Genomic DNA, 23,949 nt, shown 5'->3' with positions numbered 1-23,949 from the left:
ATGAAACTTGCAGCGACTTTATCATCGATCAAGCCAGAGATGGATCAAGTTGAACGTAAAATCAAAGAGATAACTTCTGCTGAACCTTCTATGATCAGCCATACATCAAGTCATCTTTTGGAAGCTGGTGGTAAACGGATACGTCCGGTATTTGTCTTGCTAGCTTCTAAATTTGGTGCCCCAATGCAGAAAGATGTGATTGAAGTCGCTATTGCCCTTGAATTAATCCATATGGCCTCACTTGTCCATGATGATGTAATTGATCGGGCAACAATCCGAAGAGGAAAACCTACTGTAAACAACCGATGGGATAATGGAACAGCTATGTTTACAGGTGATTTTATTTTTGCTCGTGCAGTTGAATTGTTACAGAATTTAGATGAACCAAGACTTCATCAAGTTCTATCGCATACAATCCATCAACTTACATTGGGAGAAATTGAACAATTAAAAGATCGCTATATGATTGGACAGAATTTATTCCGTTATTTTAGAAGAATAAAGCGTAAAACGGCTTTATTAATTGCTTCGAGCACTGAACTTGGTGCAATCTCATCACAATGCAGCGATGAAGAAATCATTCAGCTAAAAAGATTTGGTTATTATATTGGCATGGCTTATCAAATCATCGATGATATACTTGATTTTACAGCTTCCGAAAAAGAACTTGGCAAGCCGGTCGGAAGTGATTTGTTAAATGGACATCTAACATTGCCAGCGATTCTAGCCATTCAAAATGATGATGCTTCACTTTCATCCATTGAATCGTATTTTAAAGATCCTACAGCATACAATCGAGAACAGATTATCCAAACAATCCACGATATCGGTAGGTCGTCTGCGATTGATGAGGCTTATGCTTGGAGTGACGCTTATTTAGACAGGGCACTCAATGCATTGGAAACGTTGCCGTCACACCCGATTAAAAAAACGTTACGAAAAATAGCGATCTATTTAGGGAAGCGTAAATATTAATATTTAAATTGTAATTTTCATTAATCTTTGATAAACTTTTTACGGTTTGAAAATAGCATAAATACATTAAAGAGGTGTTAACTATGGAAAGAACATTCGTTATGGTCAAGCCTGATGGCGTACAACGTAATCTAGTTGGAGATATCGTATCTCGTTTTGAAAGTAAAGGATTTAAACTAGCGGGGGCTAAATTGATGCAAATCTCCCAAAACTTAGCTGAAACACATTATGGTGAGCATAGTGATAAGCCATTCTTCGGTGAATTGGTTGACTTCATTACTTCCGGACCAGTTTTTGCGATGGTGTGGGAAGGTGAAAATGTAATTGCAACTGCACGTAAAATGATGGGTGCTACAAACCCACAAGATGCTGACGTTGCAACTATTCGTGGTGACTTTGGTTTAACAGTAGGCAAGAACGTAATTCATGGTTCTGATTCTGAAGAGTCAGCAAAACGTGAAATCGAACTATTTTTCTTAAATGAAGAACTCGTTGATTATCAAAAAGATCAAGATACTTGGATTTACTAAGCATTCTTAAATTCCAGAAAACCAGCTGCAATTTGTAGCTGGTTTTTTTGCTGTTCCTGTTATCAATAATAACCATCATGGAATCGAGTTTTAAATATTTTGGTGATTCATGGAACAATAGCATTATACCGCCATTTTCTTTATAATAAGAAGTATTACAGATGTAGGAGAGAGTAAAAGTTGTGACGAATGATTATACTGAATTTGTAAGTTCAATTAAAAAGCAAACAGGCATTGATTTAGGATTATATAAAGAGAAACAGATGAAACGTCGATTGACTTCCTTAAGAGAAAAGCGTGGTTTCGACACATTCTCAAGCTATTTCAAAGCAGTAAAGAATGACCGAGAATTATTAACGGAATTATTAGACCGAATGACAATTAATGTCTCAGAATTTTTTCGCAATCGTTTAAGGTGGGAACGGCTCCAATCCAATTTACTCCCTGATTTACTAAAAGACAAAGATCGCATCAACGTTTGGAGTGCTGCATGTTCGACTGGAGAGGAACCATATACACTAGCGATTCTTTTGCATGAATTTTTACGTTGGGACCAGATGAACATCTTAGCTACTGACTTAGATGAGACTGTATTACATAAGGCACAGCAAGGTATTTATCACGAGCGTTCGTTAAAAGAAGTCACGAAAGAACAAAAAAGAAAGTATTTTCATCATGAAGGACAAGTTTATCAAGTAAACGATGAATTAAAAAAAGTCATATCCTTTGAACAGCATAATTTACTCGCTGATTCCTTTACAGGTAAATACGACTTAATTTGTTGTCGAAACGTATTAATATATTTTACGGATGAAGCGAAGACAAAAATCTATACACAATTCGCGCACCATTTGAATGAAGGTGGAATTTTGTTTGTTGGCAGTACAGAACAGATTTTTCATCCAGAGAAATATGGCTTGCGAGCGATTGATTCATTTTTTTATCAAAAGGTTTAAAAGGAGTCATGGACAATGCGTTTTTTAACTGCAGGAGAATCACATGGAAAGCAGCTTACTACAATTATCGAAGGTATACCAGCACATTTACAATTGTTGGCTGAAGATATTAATCACTCATTAATCCGTAGACAGGGAGGCTACGGAAGAGGTCGACGGATGAAGATTGAAAAAGATTTAATTGAGATTACTTCGGGTGTTAGACACGGTTCAACTTTAGGTTCACCGATCAGCCTAGTACTGAATAATGACGATTATAAACATTGGACAGATATTATGGGGGCGGAACCCTTACCGAAGGATACTGAAATCCGCAGACAAGTAACAAAACCTCGTCCAGGGCATGCTGATTTAAATGGTGCATTGAAGTACAACCATCGGGATATGCGTAATATCCTTGAACGTTCTTCTGCCCGTGAAACGGCTGCAAGAGTAGCGGCCGGATCAGTTGCCAAGCAGTTATTACGAGAGATCGGTATTGAAGTATTAGGTTTCGTCAAACAAATTTATCAAGTAGAAGCAAATGACCGACCTGAATTAACGATGAAAGAAAAACAAGAGATTTCCTATCAATCATCATTGCATGTCATTGATCCTTCAGTGGAAGAAGACATGAAAGCAGCTATTGACCAAGCTAAGCAAGAAGGCGACTCCATTGGTGGCATATGTGAGGTACACGTAGAAGGAGTACCTGTAGGACTTGGATCACATGTACACTTTGATCGAAAATTAGATGGAAAAATAGCTGGCAGTGTGATGAGTATAAATGCTTTTAAAGGTGTAGAGTTTGGCGATGGTTTCGAGGTAGCAAACAAACGTGGAAGTGAAGTTCACGATGAAATTAGCTTTAATGAGCAAGATGGATATCAACGCGAAACAAATCGATTAGGTGGGTTTGAAGGTGGCATGACAACTGGGATGCCAATCGTCGTAAAAGGAGTCATGAAGCCCATACCAACTTTATACAAACCGTTAAATAGTGTTGATATTGATACGAAAGAAACATTTAAGGCAAGTATCGAACGCTCTGATTCTTGTGCTGTTCCAGCAGCAGCTGTCGTCATGGAACATGTGGTTGCTTGGGAAGTCGCAAACGCCGTTCTAGATCAATTTCCAGCTGATTTCATGGATCAATTAAAGAAATCAGTTGCAGATTACAGAGAAAGGACTCGTTTATTTTGATTGAACTCTCGGTTACAGCTCAATCACATACGTATCCGATTTTAATTGATGCAGGCTTGCGTCATAGAATAAAGGAATTACTTGATCCATCCATTGAAATACTCGTCATCGTAACGGATGAGCATGTGAAAAAATATTATCTCGATGATTGTTTACAAGAATTGAAATCATCTTTTTCAGTTGACGTTTATGTTATTCCGCCAGGTGAACAATCCAAATCGATGGAACAATATAAAAGCTTGCAACAATTTTTACTAAATCAACGCATGACAAGAAAATCAGCCATCCTCGCATTAGGCGGCGGAGTCGTTGGGGATTTAGCGGGATTTGCCGCTGCGACCTTTGCTAGAGGAATTGGATTCATACAAATGCCATCTACCATTCTTGCGCACGATAGTAGTATTGGTGGAAAGGTAGCGATTAACTTAGACGGAAAGAAAAACATCGTAGGTAGCTTTTATCCGCCTCATCAAGTTATTTTTGATCTCGAAATGTACCAAACGCTTAACGAGCAAGAAATACGCTCCGGTCTAGCTGAAATGGTGAAGCATGGATTAATTGCAGACCAGAAGTTATATGATAGTTTGTTGTCTTCGATTAAAGTGGATTTTGACCTTTCTTCAAATGATTTTAAACATTTGCTTGTACAGTCGATTCAAGTGAAAAATAAGATTGTAGAGAAGGATGAAAAAGAAACGGGTATTCGGAAATTCTTGAACTTTGGACACTCATTTGGCCATGCATTGGAAGCGGCACATATGAATTCGCGTACCCATGGTGAATGTGTGATGCTTGGAATGATCTTTGCTCTATGGTTATCGAACGAGAAGTTCAATCATCTGAAAGGATTTTCATTTCAAAGACTGATGGATTGGGTAAAGCAAATGGATTATCCGTTACAATTAGATGATGTTACAAGTGCAGAGCTTCTAAACAACATGAAATTTGATAAAAAGAATACGCAGGATGAATTGCAGCTTGTTCTTTTGAAACAAATTGGAAGTCCATGCTTACAAAATATCAACGTCTATACAATGGAAAGTTATCTCAATGAATTTATTACAAAGTGGAATCAGGGTGAATTCAATTGGCTCAAATGAACGGTATTAACGGAACACTCATCGTTCCAGGTGACAAATCAATATCTCACCGAGCTGCAATTTTAGCAAGCTTATCGACAGGGAAGACAGTGATTGATAATTTCTTGTTTTCGGAAGATTGTTTACGTACACTGGATGCTTTTCAGGAGATGGGGGTACAAATTACTAAACGCAATCAGCAAGTCATCGTTGAAAGTGAGGGACCTCTAAAGTTCTCAGCGCCTAAAAATGCCATTGATCTTGGTAATTCAGGGACAACTGCCAGGTTGTTGGCGGGTGTTTTGTCAGCCATGCCGTTTAAAACTGTATTAAAAGGTGATCCTTCTTTATCAAGTAGGCCAATGAAACGTGTGACCAAACCACTTTCAATGATGGGTGCAACGTTTAATTTTTTGCAACAGGATGGCCACTTACCTATGACAATTGAAGGAGGTGCGCTGAAACAGATTGATTATGAAATGCCTGTCGCCAGCGCTCAAGTAAAATCAGCTTTACTTCTCGCAGGACTTACCGGACAAGTTCATGTATCTATAACAGAACAAACGAAATCAAGAGATCATACTGAGCGTATGCTTGAAGCTTATGGGCTTCATATCGAAAATAAAAATGATACAATTACTTTAAAGGAAAACCAATTGCTACATGCAAAAAACATCGAGGTACCTGGAGACTTTTCATCAGCAGCTTATTGGATTGCAGCTGCAGTCATTACTCCAGGAAGTGAATTGACCATTGAACATGTTGGTCTTAACCCAACGAGAATCGGTTTTCTGAACGTATTGAAGCGAATGGGGGCATCCATCGAAATCATAGAAAAGTTAGATGCGATGAACGAACCAGTCGGAACAATTATTGTTCGATACTCGACATTAAATGCAACGTCATTAGAAATTGATGAAATACCAACACTCATTGATGAAATCCCTATTTTGGCTTTAGTCGCAACACAGGCTGAAGGTACGTCTCACTTTCATCATTTAGAAGAGTTACGATTTAAAGAAACGGACCGCATAAAAGCGACTGTACTTGGTTTAGAAGAACTCGGGGCAGATATTCAGATGAAGGATGATGGAATGGTCATACAGGGACGGACTCGATTGCATGGTGGAGTGGTCAAAACATTTCACGACCACCGAATTGCCATGACAGCAATGATTGCTTCGTTAATTACGAGTGGTGACGTAACGGTTGATGATCAAGACTGTGTTAAAATCTCATACCCTAATTTCTTTGAACAGTTGAATGAATTCATATAACCGATACATTCTCCAAAAGAATGAAAGAAAGGTGGCCGAAGATAATGGATATTATTAATCAGGCACTTCAATTGAAAGACCAAGATAAAATAAATGACGCCATCCAACTCTTACAAGAATACCAACGGAGCGCTGGAGAAGATGAACGAATTGAGATTGCCCAACTTTTTCAAGATTGGGGATTAATGAATGATGCAATTGCAATCTATGAAGATATGTTATTGCTTTACCCTGAAGACTCACACATTAAATTACTACTGGCCGAAATATATACGGATATTGGGGATGACGAGAAAGTCATCGAATTAATGGAAACGATTCGTCCTGAAGAAGAAGCTTATGTACCGGCGTTAGTTCAACTAGCCGATTTATATCAAACACAAGGTTTATTTGAAGTATCGGAACAAAAATTGCTAGAAGCAAAAGATATTTCACCAAACGAACCGATTATTGATTTAGCATTGGCTGAATTGGCTTTTTCAAATGGAGAATTTCAGAAAGCGATACCATATTATGAACGAATTGAACGGATGGAAGAAGAGGTATCTATCGTCAATGTGAAAGAACGGCTTGCTGAATCACTCTCATCATTAGGTAATTGGGAAGAAGCGTTACGATATTATGAAATGATTACTTTAGATCATCCAGATCAACTATTCAAATATGGATATACCGCGTATCAATTGGAAAGATATCAAGTAGCGATTGAAGCGTGGCGAAAATTGCTCGAAATCGACCAGGATTATACAAGTGTATATCCATTGTTGGCAACTTCCTTACATGAGGAAGGAGCTGTTCAGGAAGCTTTTGAAGCATTAGAGCAAGGCATTCAAAAAGATGAATTCAACAACGAATTGTACTTACTGGCAGCCGAGTACGCTGTTGAGCTAGGGAATCGTAAAGATGCAGAATCTTATTTAAAACAATCCCTTTCATTAGATCCTGGATTTGAAGAAGCTGCTGAGCGACTACTTGAACTGTATGAAGATGATTTGGACTATGAAGCGGCCAACGACTTGTTGGATGAGCTTTTAAGTTATGAAGCTTACCCAGACATCCTCCTATGGAGAAAGGCTCAAGTTTCGATCGAATTGGAATTGTTTGACCAAGCTAAGCAAGCTTACGAAAAGGCTTATCCTTCATTTAAAGAGCAGCCAGACTTTCTGAAAGAATATGGTTACTTTATGAATGAAGAAGGTAACCGGGAACAAAGCCTATCCTTGTTGGAAGCTTATTTGACATTCCGACCTGAAGATGAAGAAGTTAGTGATTTTGTCAGTCGATTGACTAACGAATAAAGGCAGGTGTAAAGAAATGCAAGTGCCTTCTGAGCGAAAAAAGGCTTTTATTGAATGGTTCCTAACCACACATCCCCCTGAGCAAAGGGAAGTCGTGTGGTTACTTCAGTATATTTTAAAAAGAGAACAATTACTTAACGGTATTCATTTTATCTATGAAGCTCACTTGACACCACGAAGCATCATTGTTTCGACGGAAGAAGAAGAAAGTAGACCATTCCGTTTTTATAAAGAGCATATTGTGACGACAGATGTCGATAAAGCATTTCATGATATTCGTTTAAATCAAGATCAAGAGTTGTTTATTGAATTTATATATGAAGACGTCCGGCAATCGGCTGAATATGCAGATGTACTAGAAGAGAATCCATATTTACCCGACGATTATTACTTGGAAAAAAAGGATTATAATGCGATCGAAAAATTTTTAGAAGAGACATCTCGAGAAAATGAAAAAAAATCATTGCAAAAGAGAATAAATGAAGCGTTAGACCAAGGTGATGAAGAAGCTTTTTTGAAATGGAGCAAGTTATTGAATAATCTTGACAAAGAACACTCTGAATAAGGAGGGAAGTATAAAATGAAATATATTGAACAAGATATAAAAATGTATATCCAAGAAAAGGAATATATCGATACAGCAATCATTCCATTAGTCCCTTATGCCATTCATGATGATCAAGAAATGGTTCTTACGTCGTTTCAACAAGAGCTAATGAATTTATACTCTCATCAACTCGAACAACGATTGAAAGGTAGAATATTTCTATTTCCAGTCTATACTTATTTAAAAAATAGTTTGATTGATAATGAAATTGAACGCATTAATCATGTTATCCAAGAAGTGAAGAAACAACCTTTCAACGAAGTGTTCCTATTAACATTCGATAAACAATGGCGAAAACAGTCAAGCTCCATAGAAGGTGAATTAGTTTGGCTTCCTGCAATCAAAAGTGGCAATCTTCAATCAAATGAGGTTCGTGAAGTCATTCGCTCTCAAATTATCGATATCGAAGAATTAATCAAAGAAAGTTGGTCTTAATTTTGAAAAATTTTCGTCGAAATAGGATTTTTATTGACCGTAATGAAGGGATACGCTATCATTGTATTGTCCTAATAAATAATCGTTTCGAAAGACCCTATGCGTTGCATCAGATGGTAGAGGGGGGAAAAGAATGAGCAATAAAAAGAACAACCAAGTTTCTCGTCGACAATTTTTGAACTATACCTTAACAGGTGTTGGTGGCTTTATGGGTGCTGCATTAATCGCGCCAATGGTTGGATTTGCAGTAGACCCACTATTGAAAGGTGAGAAATCTGGTGACTTTGTTTACGTTTTGGACGTAGATGAAATCACAGAAACACCACAGAAAGTCTCATTCCAAGTCGATCAAACAGATGGTTGGTATGAATCGAAAGTTGAAAAAAATGCTTTCGTATTTTATGACAGTAACGGTGATATTCTAGCTTTATCACCAGTATGTACGCACTTGGGTTGTACAGTTGACTGGGCAACAGAAAAGGAAGATGAATTTTTCTGTCCTTGTCATGATGGTCGTTACAACGCTGAAGGAGAAAACATTGCAGGTACTCCTCCAACTGAACCATTACATGAGTATACGTTTAAGGTTGAAGAAGGAAAGCTGTATCTAAGTCCAGAAACGCATGCAAGAGGGGGGGCATAATACGTGTTAAACAAAATTTATGACTGGATTGATGAACGATTGGATGTAACGCCAATCTGGCGTGATATTGCCGATCACGAAGTTCCTGAGCACGTAAACCCAGCCCACCATTTCTCAGCTTTTGTTTATTGTTTTGGTGGATTAACGTTTTTCGTTGTCGTCATTCAAATTCTATCTGGTATGTTTTTGACAATGTACTATGTACCGGATATTGAAAATGCTTGGGAATCTGTTCGATACTTACAAACAGAAGTTGCTCACGGACAAATTGTTCGAGGAATGCACCACTGGGGAGCCAGTGTAGTAATCGTTATGATTTTCTTACATACACTGCGTGTGTTTTTCCAAGGTGCTTACAAGAAACCTCGTGAATTGAACTGGGTTGTTGGGGTATTATTATTCTTTGTAATTTTAGGTTTAGGGTTTACTGGTTACCTATTACCATGGGACAACAAAGCATTTTTCGCTACACAAGTTGGACTGGAAATTGCTGAAAGTGTACCATTTATAGGAACTGAGATTAAAACACTTCTAGCTGGTGATCCTACGATTGTTGGTGCACAGACCCTGACCAGATTCTTTGCGATTCATGTATTCTTCTTACCTGCTGTCTTATTCGGTTTATTAGCAGCACACTTTATCATGATTCGTCGTCAAGGAATCAGCGGACCACTATAAGTTTTATTTAGTGAATACAAAAAGGAGGGAACACTGTGCAAAAAGGTAAAGGTATGAAGTTTGTTGGCGATTCCCGTATTAAAGTGGGACCAAAGCAAACCATTCCAAAAGACTATTCAGAATATCCTGGTAGGACAGAACCGTTTTGGCCAAACTTTCTATTAAAAGAATGGTTAGTAGGTGCTGTATTCCTAATTGGTTTTCTATGCTTGGTTGCTGCTCACCCATCTCCTTTAGAGATTAAAGCAGACCCAAATACATCTGGTTATATTCCGTTGCCTGACTGGTATTTCTTATTCTTATATGAATTGTTGAAATATGAGTTTGCGGCTGCAGAATATGTGGTAATTGGTACGATTGGTATTCCAGGACTAGCTTTCGGTGCACTATTGTTAGCACCTTTCCTAGATAGCAAGCCTGGCCGTCGTCCAACACAGCGACCAATTGCAGTTATTCTTATGCTATTAGCGGTTGTTTCCGTTTTCTGGTTAACGTATGAATCTGCTTCTGCAGTTAACTGGGAAGAGCGTGCAGAATACTCTGTGTCAAATATGACTGAAGTTGAAGTAGACAAAGATCATGCAGGTTATGAAGTATATGCAAATAACTGTATGAGCTGTCACGGTGACAGTTTGCAAGGTGTCCCTGGAATGGCTCCAGATCTAGTGGACCTTCCATACGATGCAGCTGCAATTAAAGACATTGCACAGAACGGTATCGGTGAGATGCCTGCAGATATGTTTACTGGCTCAGAAGAAGAATTAAACCAACTAGCTGACTTTATCTTGACGGCTTCCGGTGGTGAAGCTGCAGAAGGAGAAGGAGAAAGCTCCGGCTCTGAAGATAGCAGCGAAGGTGAAGATTCCGCTGAGTAATAATGGTATAATTTGTTGAATATAGACCGGCAAAATCGATTAAATGATTTTGTCGGTTTTTTTCACATGAACATACAAGAAAGTGCGGGTTGAAGAACATATGTTGAACTACTTATTAATGAACCGAACGTTTGTGATACTCTTATTAATCATCAACATCTTAGGGACGATCTATGGTTATATTTGGTATGGTTGGCAACTAGAAATAACACCACCAATCTTTATCCCATTTGTTCCTGATTCTCCTACAGCATCTCTGTTTTTTGTTATCGTTCTAATTGGCTTCTTGCTAGGACGAAATTTTAAATACATAGAAGCTTTAGCTATGCTTACATTATTTAAATACGGAGTATGGGCTGTTGTGATGAATGGTTTAACGTTCATTCAATTATCGTCTATAACCACCGTAGGATTGATGTTAGTATTTTCTCATGGAGCGATGGCTGTACAAGGACTACTTTATGCTAAATTTTACCGAATCGAAATGAAACATTTAATTGTTGCGGCAATTTGGACGTTACACAACGATGTTATTGACTATGTGTATGGTATGATGCCGATCTACCACCAATTAACCGATTCAATGAATCACGTTGGTTACTTTACTTTTTGGTTAAGTATACTTTCAATATGGCTCGTCTATCGCTATGGTATCAAATCCCCTCGTTCTAAGTTGACCCTATAAGCGCATAAAATGAGTAAAGCCTTTATAGAGGGGTTGAGCTGAATGGGATATAATTGGCATCTTATTGGTTCTTTTTTCGTAATGAGCAGAACACCAAGTTGGGGCCACTTTTTGTTAATCGTAGCCGTTATTTTTACCATTGTTATCAGTTCATTAATTTATGTTTCATGGAAAAAATATAAACAAATGCAACAGAGCAAAAGTGTTGAAAACGATGATGAATTTGACTAAAATTGACCTATATAGAGAGAGAAATATATAGGAGGAACGACTATGACAATTGGCTCAATGTTAATCTACTTTGGAATATTGCTCATACTACCTTTATGGGCAAGTAGCCGGGTGAAGAAAACATATCAAAAATATTCGAAAATCCAAAATTCTTCTGGTATGACTGGAAGAGATGTTGCTTTAAAAATTTTGCAAGATAACGGTTTATATGATGTACGTGTCGAGGAAACGAAGGGTTTCCTGTCCGATCACTATGATCCAAGACAAAAGGTGGTTCGTTTATCGCCAGACAACTACCATCGACCTTCCCAAGCTGCTGCAGCCATTGCAGCTCACGAAGTCGGACATGCTATTCAACATGCGCAAGATTATGCATTTCTGCGTTTTAGAACAGCTTTAGTTCCAATGGCAAGCTTGGGTTCCAATATGGCGTACTTTTTAATTCTAGGTGGAATTTTTCTGCAAGCAAATGGACTTTACTTAGCAGGAATCTTCCTAATGGCTTTTGCTGTACTGTTCCAGTTGGTTACATTACCTGTTGAATTCGATGCTTCCAATCGTGCGATGAATCAGCTTGTCTCTACAGGAGTTGTGACAAGTAGTGAACATCGCGAAACGAAGAAAGTGTTAAATGCCGCAGCATTAACATATGTTGCCGCTGCAGCAGTAGCAGTTATGGAGCTTCTACGTTTTGTTTTGTTATATTTGAACAGTAATAACTAATTCTCTGATAAAGATAAATAATGACACACATGGCATACTAGGCATAATATTCTAGTATGCCATTATTTTATAGGGTGAAAAATACGGAAAAGAACTTTTATTATCTTTTCGTTCTAACTCAGATTACAAATAAAAAACCTGAATAAAAATACGTTACGCATTTTCATTCAGGCACTGAAGTAATTAATCAATCGGATTTTTATTTTCATCCAAAGTGAATCCTTCGCCGAGAACGTCATGCACGGTCATCATGGAAACGAAGGCATGTGGGTCAACTTCGTTAATCAAATTTTTCAATCGTATAATTTCATTTCGTCCGACAACACAGTAAATGACTTTCTTATCTTCTCCTGTGTAACTACCACTTCCATGTAACAGCGTCACACCGCGATCCATTTCTTTCAATATTTTATTGGCAATTGCTTCTTGGTGCTCTGATACAATCAAAGCACCTCTTGCAGCATAAGCACCATCGACCATGAAATCGATGACACGAGCGGCGATAAATACCGCAACTAACGTGTACATACCTTCAATTTCATTCAGATAAAAAATTACTGATGCTACAATAACAACAGCATCGAATAAAAACATTGTTCGTCCCATACCCCAGCCAATATATTTATTAACTAGCCGAGCTATAATATCAACGCCACCAGTTGTACCTCCATAGCGAAAAATAATTCCTAATCCTACACCAATAAAGGAACCAGCAAACAATGCCGCCAGTGTCATATCATTTTGTAAGGAAAATCCGTACGGGAAGATTTGAAAAATCCATAGAAATACAGAAACCATAACAGTACCAATTACCGTATAAATAAACGTCGATAGTCCTAACAAACGCCATCCTACGATAAATACCGGAATATTCAAAACAAGGTTCATAATTGCAGGATCCCAAGAAAAAAGAAAGTATAAAAGAAGTGTGATTCCTGTAAATCCACCTTCTGTTAAATTATTCGCCATGTTGAAATTGACGACTCCAAATGAAAAGATTGCAGAACCAATGATAATAAATAATGTATTCTTCATTTTAATCGGTATTTTCATTTAACCACCCCAAACATATCTCCAGAATATTATAGACAAATAAAGTAGATTCATCAAACAAAGTTTAATGATTTGTCAAAATTCGTCTGTTTAGCTAACATATGATTAGATGTTTTCATGAAGGAGACGTTAAATCGTGGAAAAACAATCAGTGACATTAAAAGAAACACAAGACCGTGTTGATCGGTTTATCCGTCAATTTGAAGAGGGTTATTTTTCTCCACTTTCTATGATGGCCCGTTTTACTGAAGAGATGGGTGAGCTTGCCAGAGAGATTAATCATTATTATGGAGAAAAACCGAAAAAATCTACAGAAATAGAAAAGTCGATTGAAGATGAGCTAGGTGATGTTTATTTTGTGTTGGTGACATTAGCGAATTCACTTGGCATTGAGCTTGATGAAGCATTCGATCGAAGCATGTCAAAAATAGAACATAGAGATCAAAACCGTTGGACGAAGAAGGAGAATCAACATGAATAAAACTATTAATATGGTCGTTGCCGGCCCTCGCGGTAAAATGGGCCGAGAAGCTATATCGTTAATTGAACGCACAGAGCATTTTCACCTAGTTGGTTGTATCGACCGAAAAAACAATGGAATGAAATTACGCGATCTGGAAGGCATGCCTGCATTTGATGCACCCATATTCACAGACGCGACAGAAGCATTCGATCAAGTGAACGCAGATGTTTTAATTGAACTGACGAATCCCCATGCTGGTTATCATCATGCGAAGCAAGCTCTGATTCACCATGTACGACCGGTTGTCGGGACGTCTGGGTTTTCAAGTGATCAATTGCAAGAACTTGAGGAATTAAGTACATCGAATGCAACAGGCATTGTTATCGCACCGAATTTCGCGATTGGTGCCATTTTAATGATGCGCTTTGCAAAAGAGGCTGCTAAATATTTTCCAGATGTTGAAATCATCGAGAAACACCATGACAACAAGTTGGATGCACCTTCGGGAACAGCAGTCAAAACAGCTCAGCTGATTCAAGAAGTAAGAGAAAAGCATAAGCAAGGGCATCCAGAGGAAATAGAAACGATTAAAGGGGCCAGAGGGGCAGACATAGACGGAATGAAAATTCACAGCATGCGACTCCCAGGATTTATCGCCCAGCAAGAGGTTGTGTTTGGGATGAGTGGACAAACATTAACGATTAACCACAATTCAGCAGATCGAGCTTCATTTATGAGCGGTGTTGAGTTTGCAGTTAATGAAGTTATGAACCGTGAAGATTTCGTTTATGGACTTGAAAACTTAATGGAATAGGTTGTGAAATAATGAAAATTGCATTAATTGCACATGACAAGAGAAAAAGGAATTTACTCAATTTCGTCACAGCTTACAAAGATATTTTTAATGATTACGAATTATTTGCAACAGGTACTACAGGAAAAATGATTCAAGAAGAGATTGGGTTGGATGTTCATCGATTTCAATCAGGTCCATTAGGTGGCGACCAGCAAATCGGTGCTAAAATCGCAGCTAATGATTTAGATTTGGTTGTTTTCTTTAGAGACCCATTGACAGCTCAACCACATGAACCAGATGTCACTGCATTACTAAGGTTATGTGATGTATATCGAATCCCTCTCGCTACCAATGAAGCATCAGCTGAGATAATGATTCGCGGGATTCAAAGCGGATGGCTTGATTGGAGAATGGTCAAGGAGTCAACATCCTTATATGATGAATAAAAAAATAGGTATCGTTTGTTATCCAACAGTCGGGGGATCTGGGGTGGTAGCAACCGAATTAGGTATGCATTTATCAGACCGGGATTATGAGATTCATTTCATTTCACAAACCATGCCATTTCGTTTAAAACGGCTAGACCCTAATATCTTCTTCCATGAAGTTGAAATTGCAAATTATCCAGTATTCAAACACCCGCCTTATGATTTATCTTTGGCGAGTAAAATAGCCGAGGTTATCGATCGTGAACAATTGGATATTATTCATGCTCATTATGCGATGCCACATGCAATATGCGCTCTCTTAGCTAAACAAATGGCGAAAAAAGATGTGCGTGTCATTACAACCTTGCATGGAACAGATATTACGGTACTTGGTATTGATCCAAGTCTAACGAATTTAATTCGTTTCGGCATTGAAGAGTCGGATGCTGTCACGGCTGTTTCCTATAGTTTAAGGGACCAAACGAAAGAATTACTAAATATACAAAAAGACATTGAAGTCGTTCATAACTTTATTGAATCTGATAAAATAGACGAACCAACTGATAAGAAAGAATTAAAAAGAAAATTATCCATTCAGCCAGCTGAAAAAGTAATGATTCATATTTCCAACTTTCGCAAAGTGAAAAGAGTTCAAGATGTCATTCATGTTTTTCATCGAGTTCAACAAACAGTAAACACAAAACTTCTTTTAATAGGCGATGGCCCTGAATATGGTGATGCTTATCAACTCGTTCAAAGTCTAGGATTACAAGAAAAAGTCATTTTTATGGGTAGGCAAGACAATATACATGACTTGTTCGCAATTAGTGATTTAAACCTGTTAGTCTCTGAAAAAGAAAGCTTCGGGTTAGTGCTTTTGGAAGCTATGGTAGCTGGAGTGCCGTCAATTGGTTCGAATACGGGCGGGATTCCTGAAGTGATAAAAGACGGCGAAACAGGCTATATTTGTGAAGTTGGCGATATTGAAGGGATGAGCAATAGAGCTATCCATCTTTTATCCAAAGAGTCCGAATGGAAACGACAGTCCATCCTTTCCAAAGAAAGAGTGAGAGAGTACTTTGATGCTGAACAAATCATTAAGCGCTATGAAAATCTTTATTACGAAGTATAGAAGGCGGTAGATTCTATGGTTGGTAAACCATTCGATCAAGCGGCACCCATTATACACACACTCAACAAGAGCGGTTATGAGTGTTTTTTCGTAGGTGGATCCGTACGTGATTATCAATTAGATCGACCAATCGGTGATATTGACCTAGCAACAGACGCAGATCCATACACTGTTCAACAATTATTTAACAGAACCGTACCTGTTGGTATTGATCATGGGACTATATTGGTTCTATTAAATAATGAATCATATGAAGTAACTACTTATCGAACAGAAGGAGAATATAAAGACCACCGCCGACCAGACCGTGTATTTTTTGTAGATAGCATTGAAGAAGACTTAAGTCGAAGAGATTTTACGATTAATGCTATGGCTATGGGTCTAGATGGTAACATTATCGATCCATTTAATGGTCAACAAGATCTAAAATTAAAACGCATCCAGACCGTTAGACATGCACAAGATCGATTTAACGAAGATGCACTTCGGATGTTACGCGCCGTTCGATTTTCCAGTCAATTGGATTTCTTCATTGATGACGAAGTAGTTATGGCTATAAAAGAAAACCGCTCGTTATTAGACGCAATCTCCGTAGAACGAATTACAGTGGAATTGACGAAGATGTTCGGTGGAATCGGTGTTGGAAAAGCATTGGAATATTTAAAAGAAACCAAACTTTACCAACAGCTACCTGTCTTTCAAGAGCATGAAAATGTTTTCTTGGAAATTTATGAACAACTTCGTGAACCGATAGACAATCAAGCCGTCTTAATCGCTTATTTGCATTTTATAGAGCCGTCGATAGCCATATCTGCTTGGTGTAATGCGTATAAACTCTCTAATGCGGTCAAACGAAAAGCAACTATTATTCACGAAGCTTTTGCTCAACATCAAACAAAGGGACTAACGAATAACCTATTGTATAAGTTAACGGATGAACATATTGCATCATGGAACGACTTCATTCACTTAGTTGAAGGTAAGTCATACGATGTAAGTGAACTTTATTCAATGTTCGAACAGTTGCCTATTAAGCAAAAAAGCGACTTGGCAATCAACGGGTCTGATTTAATTCGTATATGCCCAGAGAGAAAAAAAGGAAGATGGATTAGCGAATATCTCAGTGAGTTGGAATATCAAGTGCTCCGTGGTAAGTTGCCGAATCAAAAAGATGAAATCGAAAGGCAAGTGAAAGCATGGAATCAAACCGAACAAGACTAATTGAGTTGCTTTCAAATCATTCTGATCAATATATATCAGGTGAACGATTGTCTGAGCAACTCGGTATATCTAGGTCAGCGATATGGAAGCACATGAATGAATTGAAGAAAGACGGCTATCAAATTGAAGCTGTACGGAACAAAGGGTATCGTATTGTTGGAGTACCTGATGTATTATCAGCGTCTTCATTACAGTGGGGGCTATCAACAAATTGGCTTGGTAAGAATCTAATCCACCGTAAATCAATTGATTCAACCCAATTTTTGGGTCATGATCTAGCAAGACAGGACGCACCACACGGAACCGTCATTATCGCCGACCATCAAACAAAGGGTCGTGGTAGGCTGAAAAGGTTATGGCACTCTGAAGATAAGCACGGATTATGGTTTACTGTCATTTTACGCCCAACTTCTCTGGAACCGAAAGATGCTACACAATTAACCTTGGTTGCAGCTGTTGCGTTAGTTGAAACGTTTCGTCAATTAGGTCTGGAAGTGAAAATTAAGTGGCCGAATGATGTTTTCTCGAGACGACTTAAATTAACGGGTATTCTGACCGAAATGCAAGCTGAACAAGATCAAATAGAGTACATATTACTTGGAATCGGAATGAATATTAATCAAGATCAAGATCAATTTCCTGAAGAACTAAGAGAGAAAGTAACTTCTTTAAAAATTGAAACTGGAAAGTCATATGATTTAACTCAGGTTTTCCATGAAGTTGCACAACGTCTAGAAGAAAAGTATGATACATTTATACAAGAAGGATTTGAACCGATCAAGAAAGAGTGGGAACAACACGCTTATCGATTAAATGAGTGGTTAACAATTAAAACAAAAGAAACGTTTCAAGCAAAGTTTGTTGGGATTCAACATGATGGAGCACTACTTATTGAAGATGAATTAGGGAAACAAACAGCCTTGTATTCAGCAGAAATTTATTGGTAAAGGGGGCTTTACTTATGAAAACAAGACGGACCTTTGAAAAAATGAAACAGGAAAATGAGAAAATTACAATGTTAACAGCTTATGATTATCCATCTGCCAAAACAGCAGAAAATGCAGGTGTCGATATGATTTTAGTTGGAGATTCATTGGGAATGGTTGTTCTTGGCTATGACTCAACGATTCCAGTGACAGTCGATGATATGATTCATCATGGAAAAGCAGTCAAACGCGGGGCACCTAATACGTTTACCGTCGTTGATTTACCTTTTATGTCTTTTCATGTCTCTGAAGCGGAAGCGATGAGAAATGCGGCTCGAATCGTTCAAGAAACTGGAGCAGATGCAGTAAAACTCGAAGGTGGGCAAGAGCTCGCCCCTTTAATTCGTAAGCTGACACAAGCTGGGATTCCGGTTGTTGGACATATCGGCTTAACACCACAAACATTCCAAGTCCTAGGTGGCTATCGCGTTCAAGGTAAAACAACTGAAGAAGCAAGACGATTAATTGAAAATGCCGATGTATTAAACGAAGCGGGGGTCATTTCAATCGTCCTTGAATGTGTGCCTGCAAAGCTTGCGACACTTATAACTGAAAACTCGAACGTTCCGACAATCGGTATTGGTGCTGGAAGTGGAACAGATGGCCAAGTACTTGTCTACCATGATTTATTGCAATATGGTGTGGAGCGTCTTGCAAAGTTTGTTAAACCACAAGCTAATTTAAACGAGAGTATCGATCATGCAATTAGAACCTACATAAGTGAAGTAAAAGCAACTGATTTTCCATCAGACGAGCATACGTATGCTATTAACGATGATGTGCTTGATGGGTTATATGGTGGAGAAAAATGATACATATAAAAACCATCAAACAAATGAGAGAGAAATCGAAAGAACTTAATCAAAATGGTCATTCAATCGGCTTTGTGGCTACAATGGGTTATTTACACGAAGGTCACTTACAGTTAGTGAAAAACGCACGAAAAGAAAATGACTTCGTTGTCGTTAGTATTTTCGTAAATCCGTTACAATTTAATCAAACGAGTGATTTAACGTCTTATCCAAGAGACTTAGAACGAGACGCTAAACTTTTGGAAGCAGCAGGTGTGGATATCGTTTTTCACCCGGATGTCGAAGAGATGTACCCATCACAAAGTATTATTCAGATGAGTCTTCTCACTAGACAGAATGTTCTTTGTGGGGCGAGTAGACCGGGTCATTTTGAAGGTGTTCTCAAGGTTCTTTCTAAATTATTTTTAATTATTCAACCGACCAAAACTTACTTTGGATTAAAAGACGCACAACAAGTGGCTGTCGTCGATGCATTAATTAAGGATTTAAATTTCAATATTACACTTGTTCCTGTTCCAACTGAACGTGAACCAGATGGATTAGCTATGAGTAGTCGAAATGTTAGACTATCTCCTGCCGAGCGCGAGGAAGCTCCAAATATTTATCGGGCATTGAAAGCTGGTCAACAGTATATTCAGTCGAATGAAAACTGGTCACGTGATCAAGTTATTGACCATGTAAAATATGCATTACAAAAGAGGATCAGTGGTGAAATTGATTATGTCAACTGTTTGACTTACCCGGATTTACGACCTTTAATAAAAGAAAGTGATTCAATCATTATCGCAATTGCAGTGCATTATAAAGAAGCCCGATTAATTGATAATCTTATTCTTAATCAATCAGGTGAAGAAATTTACAGAGGTGACGAGTAATCATGATCCGTACCATGATGAATGCAAAAATTCATAGAGCAACAGTGACTGAAGCGAACTTAAACTATGTCGGAAGCATAACAATCGATTCGACATTATTGAAAAGGGTAGGCATCTTGCCTCATGAAAAGGTGCAAGTTGTCAATAATAATAATGGAGAACGGATTGAAACCTATGTGATTTCCGGTGAACCAGACAGCGGTGTAATCTGTTTGAACGGAGCAGCGGCGCGTAAATTTCAACCAGGGGACCAAATCATTATTATTTCTTATGTTCAAGTTGATGAAAAAGAATTAGGCGAACACCGCCCTTCAATCGCTATTTTGAACGAAAAAAACCAAATTGAACAGCAGCTTGAAGAGGAACCACCATTAACGATTTTATAACTCCCATTTCAAGTGGGAGTTTGTTTTGTCATCCAAACATTTATGGTGGAGAGGAGGAGAAATATGGCTCGATTTGTATCGGTCGATTTAGAGACGACAGGAAACTCAGTTAAAAACGGAGACGAAATTATCGAAATTGGCATTGTAGTCATTGAAGACGGCAAAATCATAGATGAATATGAATCAAATATTAAACCGAATGGATCAATACCTCCATTTGTTTCACAATTGACAGGAATTAGCGAAAGCGACTTAGTCGATGCACCGACTTTCAAAGAAGTAATTCCAAAAATTTTACCTTTCTTTGATGACTGCTTTTTTATCGCACACCCGGTTCACTTTGATTATGAATTTTTAAATCAAAGTTTAGTGAAGGCCGGACACTCTCCGATCGCATGTGCAGTAATCGATACAGTGGAATTGTCACGTGTTTTTTTTCCTTCAGCACCTGGTTATCGACTTCAAGATTTGACCAATTATTTAAATATTAAGCATTTTAAGCCACATCGTGCGCTATCGGATGCCTATGTAACAGCTCTTATCTTTTTGGAAATCATTCAAAAAATGAATGGGCTCCCACTAGAAACATTGCTTCAGTTGAAACCGTTAATTAGTAATTTCCAAACAGATACAGAGTTTTTCTTCGATGATTTGATCGCTGAAAAAAGGCAACGCAGTGACTCAAATTATGCACTTGATTACCAATACGGCTTAGCGATTAAACAAATACGCGAGATTGACGTCAGTAATAACGCAAATTTTGATGATTTCAATGATTATTTAAACGAAACATTGTCAGAACCTTTACTGGAGAATCGTGAAGGTCAGCAAGAAATTGCAAAAGAAATTTATAGCGCCTTTCAAGATAAACAACACCGAGTCATCGAAGCGCCGTCAGGACTAGGTAAAACATTAGCTTATTTATTAGCGGCTTATGCATATAGCCGTAAATATGATGTTCGTACACTTATCAGTACATACACTCTACAATTACAGAAACAAATTTTCCGCTATAGCGAACGTTACCCGAACTTGTTCCCAGCTGGAAGTCTTGCTTTGTTAAAGAGTCCGAGTAATTATTTACACGTGCGGCGATTTAAGGCATTTTACGACCGTTCCATTAAAGACTCTTCCAATTTTGATATTACACTATCACTTGCAATCATTCTCGTTTGGTTAACAGAGACGGAGACAGGAGATGTAGAAGAGCTCCAACTTCCATCTAGAGGTCAGGATATTTGGAAATTGATTTCTTGTGATCATGATGATGAACCTACGGACAGATCTTCCTATTTCTTTTTCGCTAAAGAAAGAGCAAAAAAAGCAGCGATTGTTATTGTAAACCATGCATTTTTAACCGCTGACTTTAAAAAAGGAAGGAAAGCTATTCCACCGAGCAGGCAGATTATCGTCGATGAAGCTCATCATTTTGAAAATGTCACAAGGAATCAACTGTCGAATCAAATTGATTATATATCTACATTGCAATTGTTTCAGTCTCTCGCTCGTATTGGTATGAGCGAAGTCATTGAAACTGCAAGGATAAATGCAGACTCTTTCTTCAGATTAATTTATCAAGCGGTAGACTTTCTTCATTCACCAAAGGACCCTGTGTCTGATACGGGTAAGATACAACTATCGGTTGACGAAGAGGCTTTGGAAATGATTTTTAGCGGTGAGATTCGCGAACAATTGAATCAATTTTTGTTAAGCTGTGATCAGTTAAGAAATTCAATCTTAAAAAAATATTTAAAAACAGACCTTGAACGGTCGATTCAAACGAAAGCGAATCGCCAGTTAGAGGAAATCATCGAATTCTTAACGACATTTTTCCAACAAGAAAAGAAAATGGTACGTTGGATTGAAATTGATCAACAAGGTGCGAAAAATGCAGCGTCATTAAATATTGAGCAAATCGATTTGAGTGAACAGTTAAGTAGTTGGTATGGACAATACACGAATAGTATTGTTTTTATGAGTTCTACTTTACAATTAAAAAATTCATTCCAACATTTCTTAGCACAGATCGGTTTATCAGAAGAGACACCAACATCTATTTATGCATTACCAAGCGCATATGTGAATCGTACAGAAGTGTTAATTCCAGCAGATTTCCCGAATATAACAGATGTGAGTGCAAAAACTTATGCTCAGCATGTCGCTTCATTTGTCGACCGCTTTCATGCACAAACGAATAAAAAGATGCTCGTGTTATTTACGTCTTATCAATTATTAAAAGACACGTATGAACGTTTACAACCAACGTCTCGGACAGTGTCAATTCTTGCACAAGGGATTCAATCCAGCAGTAGAGATAAATTGAAAAAACTATTTGAAGAAACAGATGACGGTATATTGTTAGGGACGAATTCTTTTTGGGAAGGGGTAGATCTTTTAAATGATACCGAAAAAATCATTTGTATCGCCCGGCTTCCATTTGAGTCGCCTAATCATCCGGTTTATCAGGCAAAATGGAATCTAATGAAACAACAAAAAGAAAACCCTTTTGAGCAATTGGCATTACCATTAGCAATCACCAGATTTCGACAAGCTTTCGGCCGATTAATCCGCCATTCTGGAGATCGAGGATTAATGATTATTTTAGATAAACGTGTTATGAGTAAACGTTATGGAAAACAATTTATTCAATCACTCGGTGAAACATCTGTATTTTATGAAGATACACAACAAATAATCGACCATGCAAAAAAATGGCTCTCATATGATAAAGACAATAACAAATGATAAGAAGGATGTCAGAAATCTTTTTTGGATAGGTGAAGCCATTGAAAATTATTCTTGCAGTATTAATAGCCATGACTTCTTTTCCACTTTTTCAAACAGATCAAAACGATGAATTAATTTACTATCCACTTAATGAAGGGAATATCGCCTTTTTGAAAGTGAATGAAACGGATATTTACTTATTCAATACAGGGCACGAGGTCGACCGTCAACAGATTCTTGAACAATTAGGTCATTGGAACAATTACAATATTCGTGGCATTATTATTACGAAAATTGATGAACACAATTGTGGAAATCTAACATTTCTGGCGAAAAAGTATCTAATTGACCAACTCATCCTACCAAGGAGCTCACAATCATGTACAATCGATCAAAAGGGTATGCAGGTTATCGATTTATCAAGAGAAAAATCTGTTCAACTGACTAAACACTACGAAGTAAACCATTATCCTTCTAAACAAGGTAAAGCCGGAAACATAGAACTAAAACGGAATAATTTTTCTGCGTATTGGTACGAAACTTCATCAGTTAATCACAAGAGCGACCGAGCGACAATTGTTTATATTCCCTCATATATCTATGAAGCAGACTTAGATATCAGTTTTTTGGATAAGTTGGATCCACGTGTGGCTGTGATTCAAGAAAAAGCAAAGAAAGAACAAATGAGGTTACTGAATGACGTGTTTTCAAAAGAGTGGATTGAAGCTTTCTTTTTAACGAATAAATTATCCGTTCACATCGAACTAGGGAATAATCCTTATCGAATCTTTCTTGTCAGAAGATAACCGATGAAATTTCAGTGAAAACAATGAAAAATTTTGTTGTTTACTGTTATAATGAACAGTGTGCTTAAAGTCTAATGAAAATGGCAAGGT

At 37.9% G+C, this 23,949-nt stretch carries 27 protein-coding genes; 26 read left to right on the top strand and 1 reads right to left on the bottom strand.

The window, feature by feature from the left end:
* The 15 genes from KC820_RS03720 to KC820_RS03650 all read left to right on the top strand — a co-directional run bounded on the left by KC820_RS03720 (position 1) and on the right by KC820_RS03650 (position 12,174).
* A complete protein-coding gene (locus tag KC820_RS03720) occupies positions 1–975 on the top strand; it encodes a polyprenyl synthetase family protein (RefSeq protein WP_212368219.1) in 975 nt (324 codons plus the stop codon).
* An 83-nt stretch (positions 976–1,058) separates the two neighbouring features.
* Positions 1,059–1,505 carry a nucleoside-diphosphate kinase gene (gene ndk / locus KC820_RS03715; RefSeq protein ID WP_212368216.1) on the top strand — a complete coding sequence of 149 codons (447 nt, stop codon included), beginning with the start codon at positions 1,059–1,061 and terminating at the stop codon, positions 1,503–1,505.
* Between the two features lie 182 nt (positions 1,506–1,687).
* Positions 1,688–2,461: a CheR family methyltransferase gene (locus tag KC820_RS03710; RefSeq protein WP_212368213.1), complete on the top strand. Its 774-nt coding sequence runs from the start codon at positions 1,688–1,690 to the stop codon at positions 2,459–2,461.
* A 15-nt stretch (positions 2,462–2,476) separates the two neighbouring features.
* Complete coding sequence (gene aroC / locus KC820_RS03705; protein ID WP_212368210.1) at positions 2,477–3,643, top strand: chorismate synthase; 1,167 nt, start codon at positions 2,477–2,479, stop codon at positions 3,641–3,643.
* Positions 3,640–4,743, top strand: a complete 1,104-nt coding sequence (gene aroB / locus KC820_RS03700) for a 3-dehydroquinate synthase (protein ID WP_212368207.1) — start codon at positions 3,640–3,642, stop codon at positions 4,741–4,743. Before aroC ends, aroB begins: the two co-directional genes overlap by 4 nt.
* On the top strand, positions 4,740–5,999 hold the full coding sequence (aroA, locus tag KC820_RS03695) for a 3-phosphoshikimate 1-carboxyvinyltransferase (RefSeq protein ID WP_212368365.1): 1,260 nt from the start codon (positions 4,740–4,742) through the stop codon (positions 5,997–5,999). The genes aroB and aroA overlap by 4 nt, the downstream gene beginning before the upstream one ends.
* Before the next feature lie 44 nt (positions 6,000–6,043).
* On the top strand, positions 6,044–7,297 hold the full coding sequence (locus KC820_RS03690; protein WP_186279494.1) for a tetratricopeptide repeat protein: 1,254 nt from the start codon (positions 6,044–6,046) through the stop codon (positions 7,295–7,297).
* Positions 7,298–7,313: 16 nt separating this feature from the next.
* Positions 7,314–7,862 (top strand): ReoY family proteolytic degradation factor, encoded by a 549-nt coding sequence (locus KC820_RS03685; RefSeq protein WP_144087317.1) that lies wholly within the window; start codon positions 7,314–7,316, stop codon positions 7,860–7,862.
* Positions 7,863–7,877: 15 nt separating this feature from the next.
* On the top strand, positions 7,878–8,339 hold the full coding sequence (locus KC820_RS03680) for a DUF2487 family protein (RefSeq protein WP_144087316.1): 462 nt from the start codon (positions 7,878–7,880) through the stop codon (positions 8,337–8,339).
* A gap of 133 nt (positions 8,340–8,472) precedes the next feature.
* Complete coding sequence (locus KC820_RS03675; RefSeq protein ID WP_144087315.1) at positions 8,473–8,982, top strand: QcrA and Rieske domain-containing protein; 510 nt, start codon at positions 8,473–8,475, stop codon at positions 8,980–8,982.
* A 3-nt stretch (positions 8,983–8,985) separates the two neighbouring features.
* Positions 8,986–9,660: a menaquinol-cytochrome c reductase cytochrome b subunit gene (gene qcrB / locus KC820_RS03670; RefSeq protein WP_144087314.1), complete on the top strand. Its 675-nt coding sequence runs from the start codon at positions 8,986–8,988 to the stop codon at positions 9,658–9,660.
* 35 nt (positions 9,661–9,695) lie between these two features.
* On the top strand, positions 9,696–10,535 hold the full coding sequence (locus KC820_RS03665; protein WP_212368205.1) for a c-type cytochrome: 840 nt from the start codon (positions 9,696–9,698) through the stop codon (positions 10,533–10,535).
* Between the two features lie 100 nt (positions 10,536–10,635).
* Positions 10,636–11,220 carry a lipoprotein heptaprenylglyceryl N-acetyltransferase LhaT gene (gene lhaT, locus KC820_RS03660; protein ID WP_212368202.1) on the top strand — a complete coding sequence of 195 codons (585 nt, stop codon included), beginning with the start codon at positions 10,636–10,638 and terminating at the stop codon, positions 11,218–11,220.
* 42 nt (positions 11,221–11,262) lie between these two features.
* A complete protein-coding gene (locus KC820_RS03655; RefSeq protein WP_212368199.1) occupies positions 11,263–11,451 on the top strand; it encodes a hypothetical protein in 189 nt (62 codons plus the stop codon).
* A 42-nt stretch (positions 11,452–11,493) separates the two neighbouring features.
* Entirely contained in the window at positions 11,494–12,174 is a 681-nt protein-coding gene (locus KC820_RS03650; protein WP_212368196.1) for a zinc metallopeptidase, read from the top strand.
* Between the two features lie 183 nt (positions 12,175–12,357).
* Here KC820_RS03650 and KC820_RS03645 read toward each other — a convergent pair whose 3' ends face one another.
* Positions 12,358–13,227, bottom strand: a complete 870-nt coding sequence (locus KC820_RS03645) for a YitT family protein (protein WP_212368194.1) — start codon at positions 13,225–13,227, stop codon at positions 12,358–12,360.
* A gap of 136 nt (positions 13,228–13,363) precedes the next feature.
* Here KC820_RS03645 and KC820_RS03640 point away from each other — a divergent pair, with 136 nt between their 5' ends.
* The 11 genes from KC820_RS03640 (at position 13,364) to KC820_RS03590 (ending at position 23,859) form a co-directional block, all read left to right on the top strand.
* Positions 13,364–13,708, top strand: a complete 345-nt coding sequence (locus KC820_RS03640; protein ID WP_336511014.1) for a nucleotide pyrophosphohydrolase — start codon at positions 13,364–13,366, stop codon at positions 13,706–13,708.
* Positions 13,701–14,504, top strand: coding sequence for a 4-hydroxy-tetrahydrodipicolinate reductase (dapB, locus tag KC820_RS03635; protein WP_212368192.1), 804 nt, complete (start codon positions 13,701–13,703; stop codon positions 14,502–14,504). The genes KC820_RS03640 and dapB overlap by 8 nt, the downstream gene beginning before the upstream one ends.
* Before the next feature lie 11 nt (positions 14,505–14,515).
* Complete coding sequence (gene mgsA / locus KC820_RS03630; protein ID WP_212368190.1) at positions 14,516–14,932, top strand: methylglyoxal synthase; 417 nt, start codon at positions 14,516–14,518, stop codon at positions 14,930–14,932.
* Complete coding sequence (gene bshA / locus KC820_RS03625; protein WP_212368188.1) at positions 14,925–16,046, top strand: N-acetyl-alpha-D-glucosaminyl L-malate synthase BshA; 1,122 nt, start codon at positions 14,925–14,927, stop codon at positions 16,044–16,046. The genes mgsA and bshA overlap by 8 nt, the downstream gene beginning before the upstream one ends.
* 15 nt (positions 16,047–16,061) lie before the next feature.
* Positions 16,062–17,267: a CCA tRNA nucleotidyltransferase gene (locus KC820_RS03620; protein ID WP_212368186.1), complete on the top strand. Its 1,206-nt coding sequence runs from the start codon at positions 16,062–16,064 to the stop codon at positions 17,265–17,267.
* A complete protein-coding gene (locus KC820_RS03615) occupies positions 17,243–18,214 on the top strand; it encodes a biotin--[acetyl-CoA-carboxylase] ligase (protein ID WP_212368184.1) in 972 nt (323 codons plus the stop codon). Before KC820_RS03620 ends, KC820_RS03615 begins: the two co-directional genes overlap by 25 nt.
* Before the next feature lie 14 nt (positions 18,215–18,228).
* Positions 18,229–19,065, top strand: a complete 837-nt coding sequence (panB, locus tag KC820_RS03610; protein WP_212368181.1) for a 3-methyl-2-oxobutanoate hydroxymethyltransferase — start codon at positions 18,229–18,231, stop codon at positions 19,063–19,065.
* Positions 19,062–19,940 carry a pantoate--beta-alanine ligase gene (panC, locus tag KC820_RS03605; protein ID WP_212368178.1) on the top strand — a complete coding sequence of 293 codons (879 nt, stop codon included), beginning with the start codon at positions 19,062–19,064 and terminating at the stop codon, positions 19,938–19,940. The genes panB and panC overlap by 4 nt, the downstream gene beginning before the upstream one ends.
* Before the next feature lie 2 nt (positions 19,941–19,942).
* On the top strand, positions 19,943–20,326 hold the full coding sequence (panD, locus tag KC820_RS03600) for an aspartate 1-decarboxylase (protein WP_212368175.1): 384 nt from the start codon (positions 19,943–19,945) through the stop codon (positions 20,324–20,326).
* Between the two features lie 63 nt (positions 20,327–20,389).
* Positions 20,390–23,071, top strand: a complete 2,682-nt coding sequence (locus KC820_RS03595) for a helicase C-terminal domain-containing protein (protein ID WP_212368172.1) — start codon at positions 20,390–20,392, stop codon at positions 23,069–23,071.
* A gap of 32 nt (positions 23,072–23,103) precedes the next feature.
* Entirely contained in the window at positions 23,104–23,859 is a 756-nt protein-coding gene (locus KC820_RS03590; RefSeq protein ID WP_212368170.1) for a hypothetical protein, read from the top strand.
* The last annotated feature ends 90 nt before the right edge of the window (positions 23,860–23,949 follow it).

Origin of the sequence: Allobacillus saliphilus (assembly GCF_018138385.1) — a bacterium.
Lineage (GTDB): Bacteria > Bacillota > Bacilli > Bacillales > Alkalibacillaceae > Allobacillus > Allobacillus saliphilus.
Note: the sequence above shows the minus strand (reverse complement) of the source record. Positions and strands in the feature narration are given on the sequence as shown.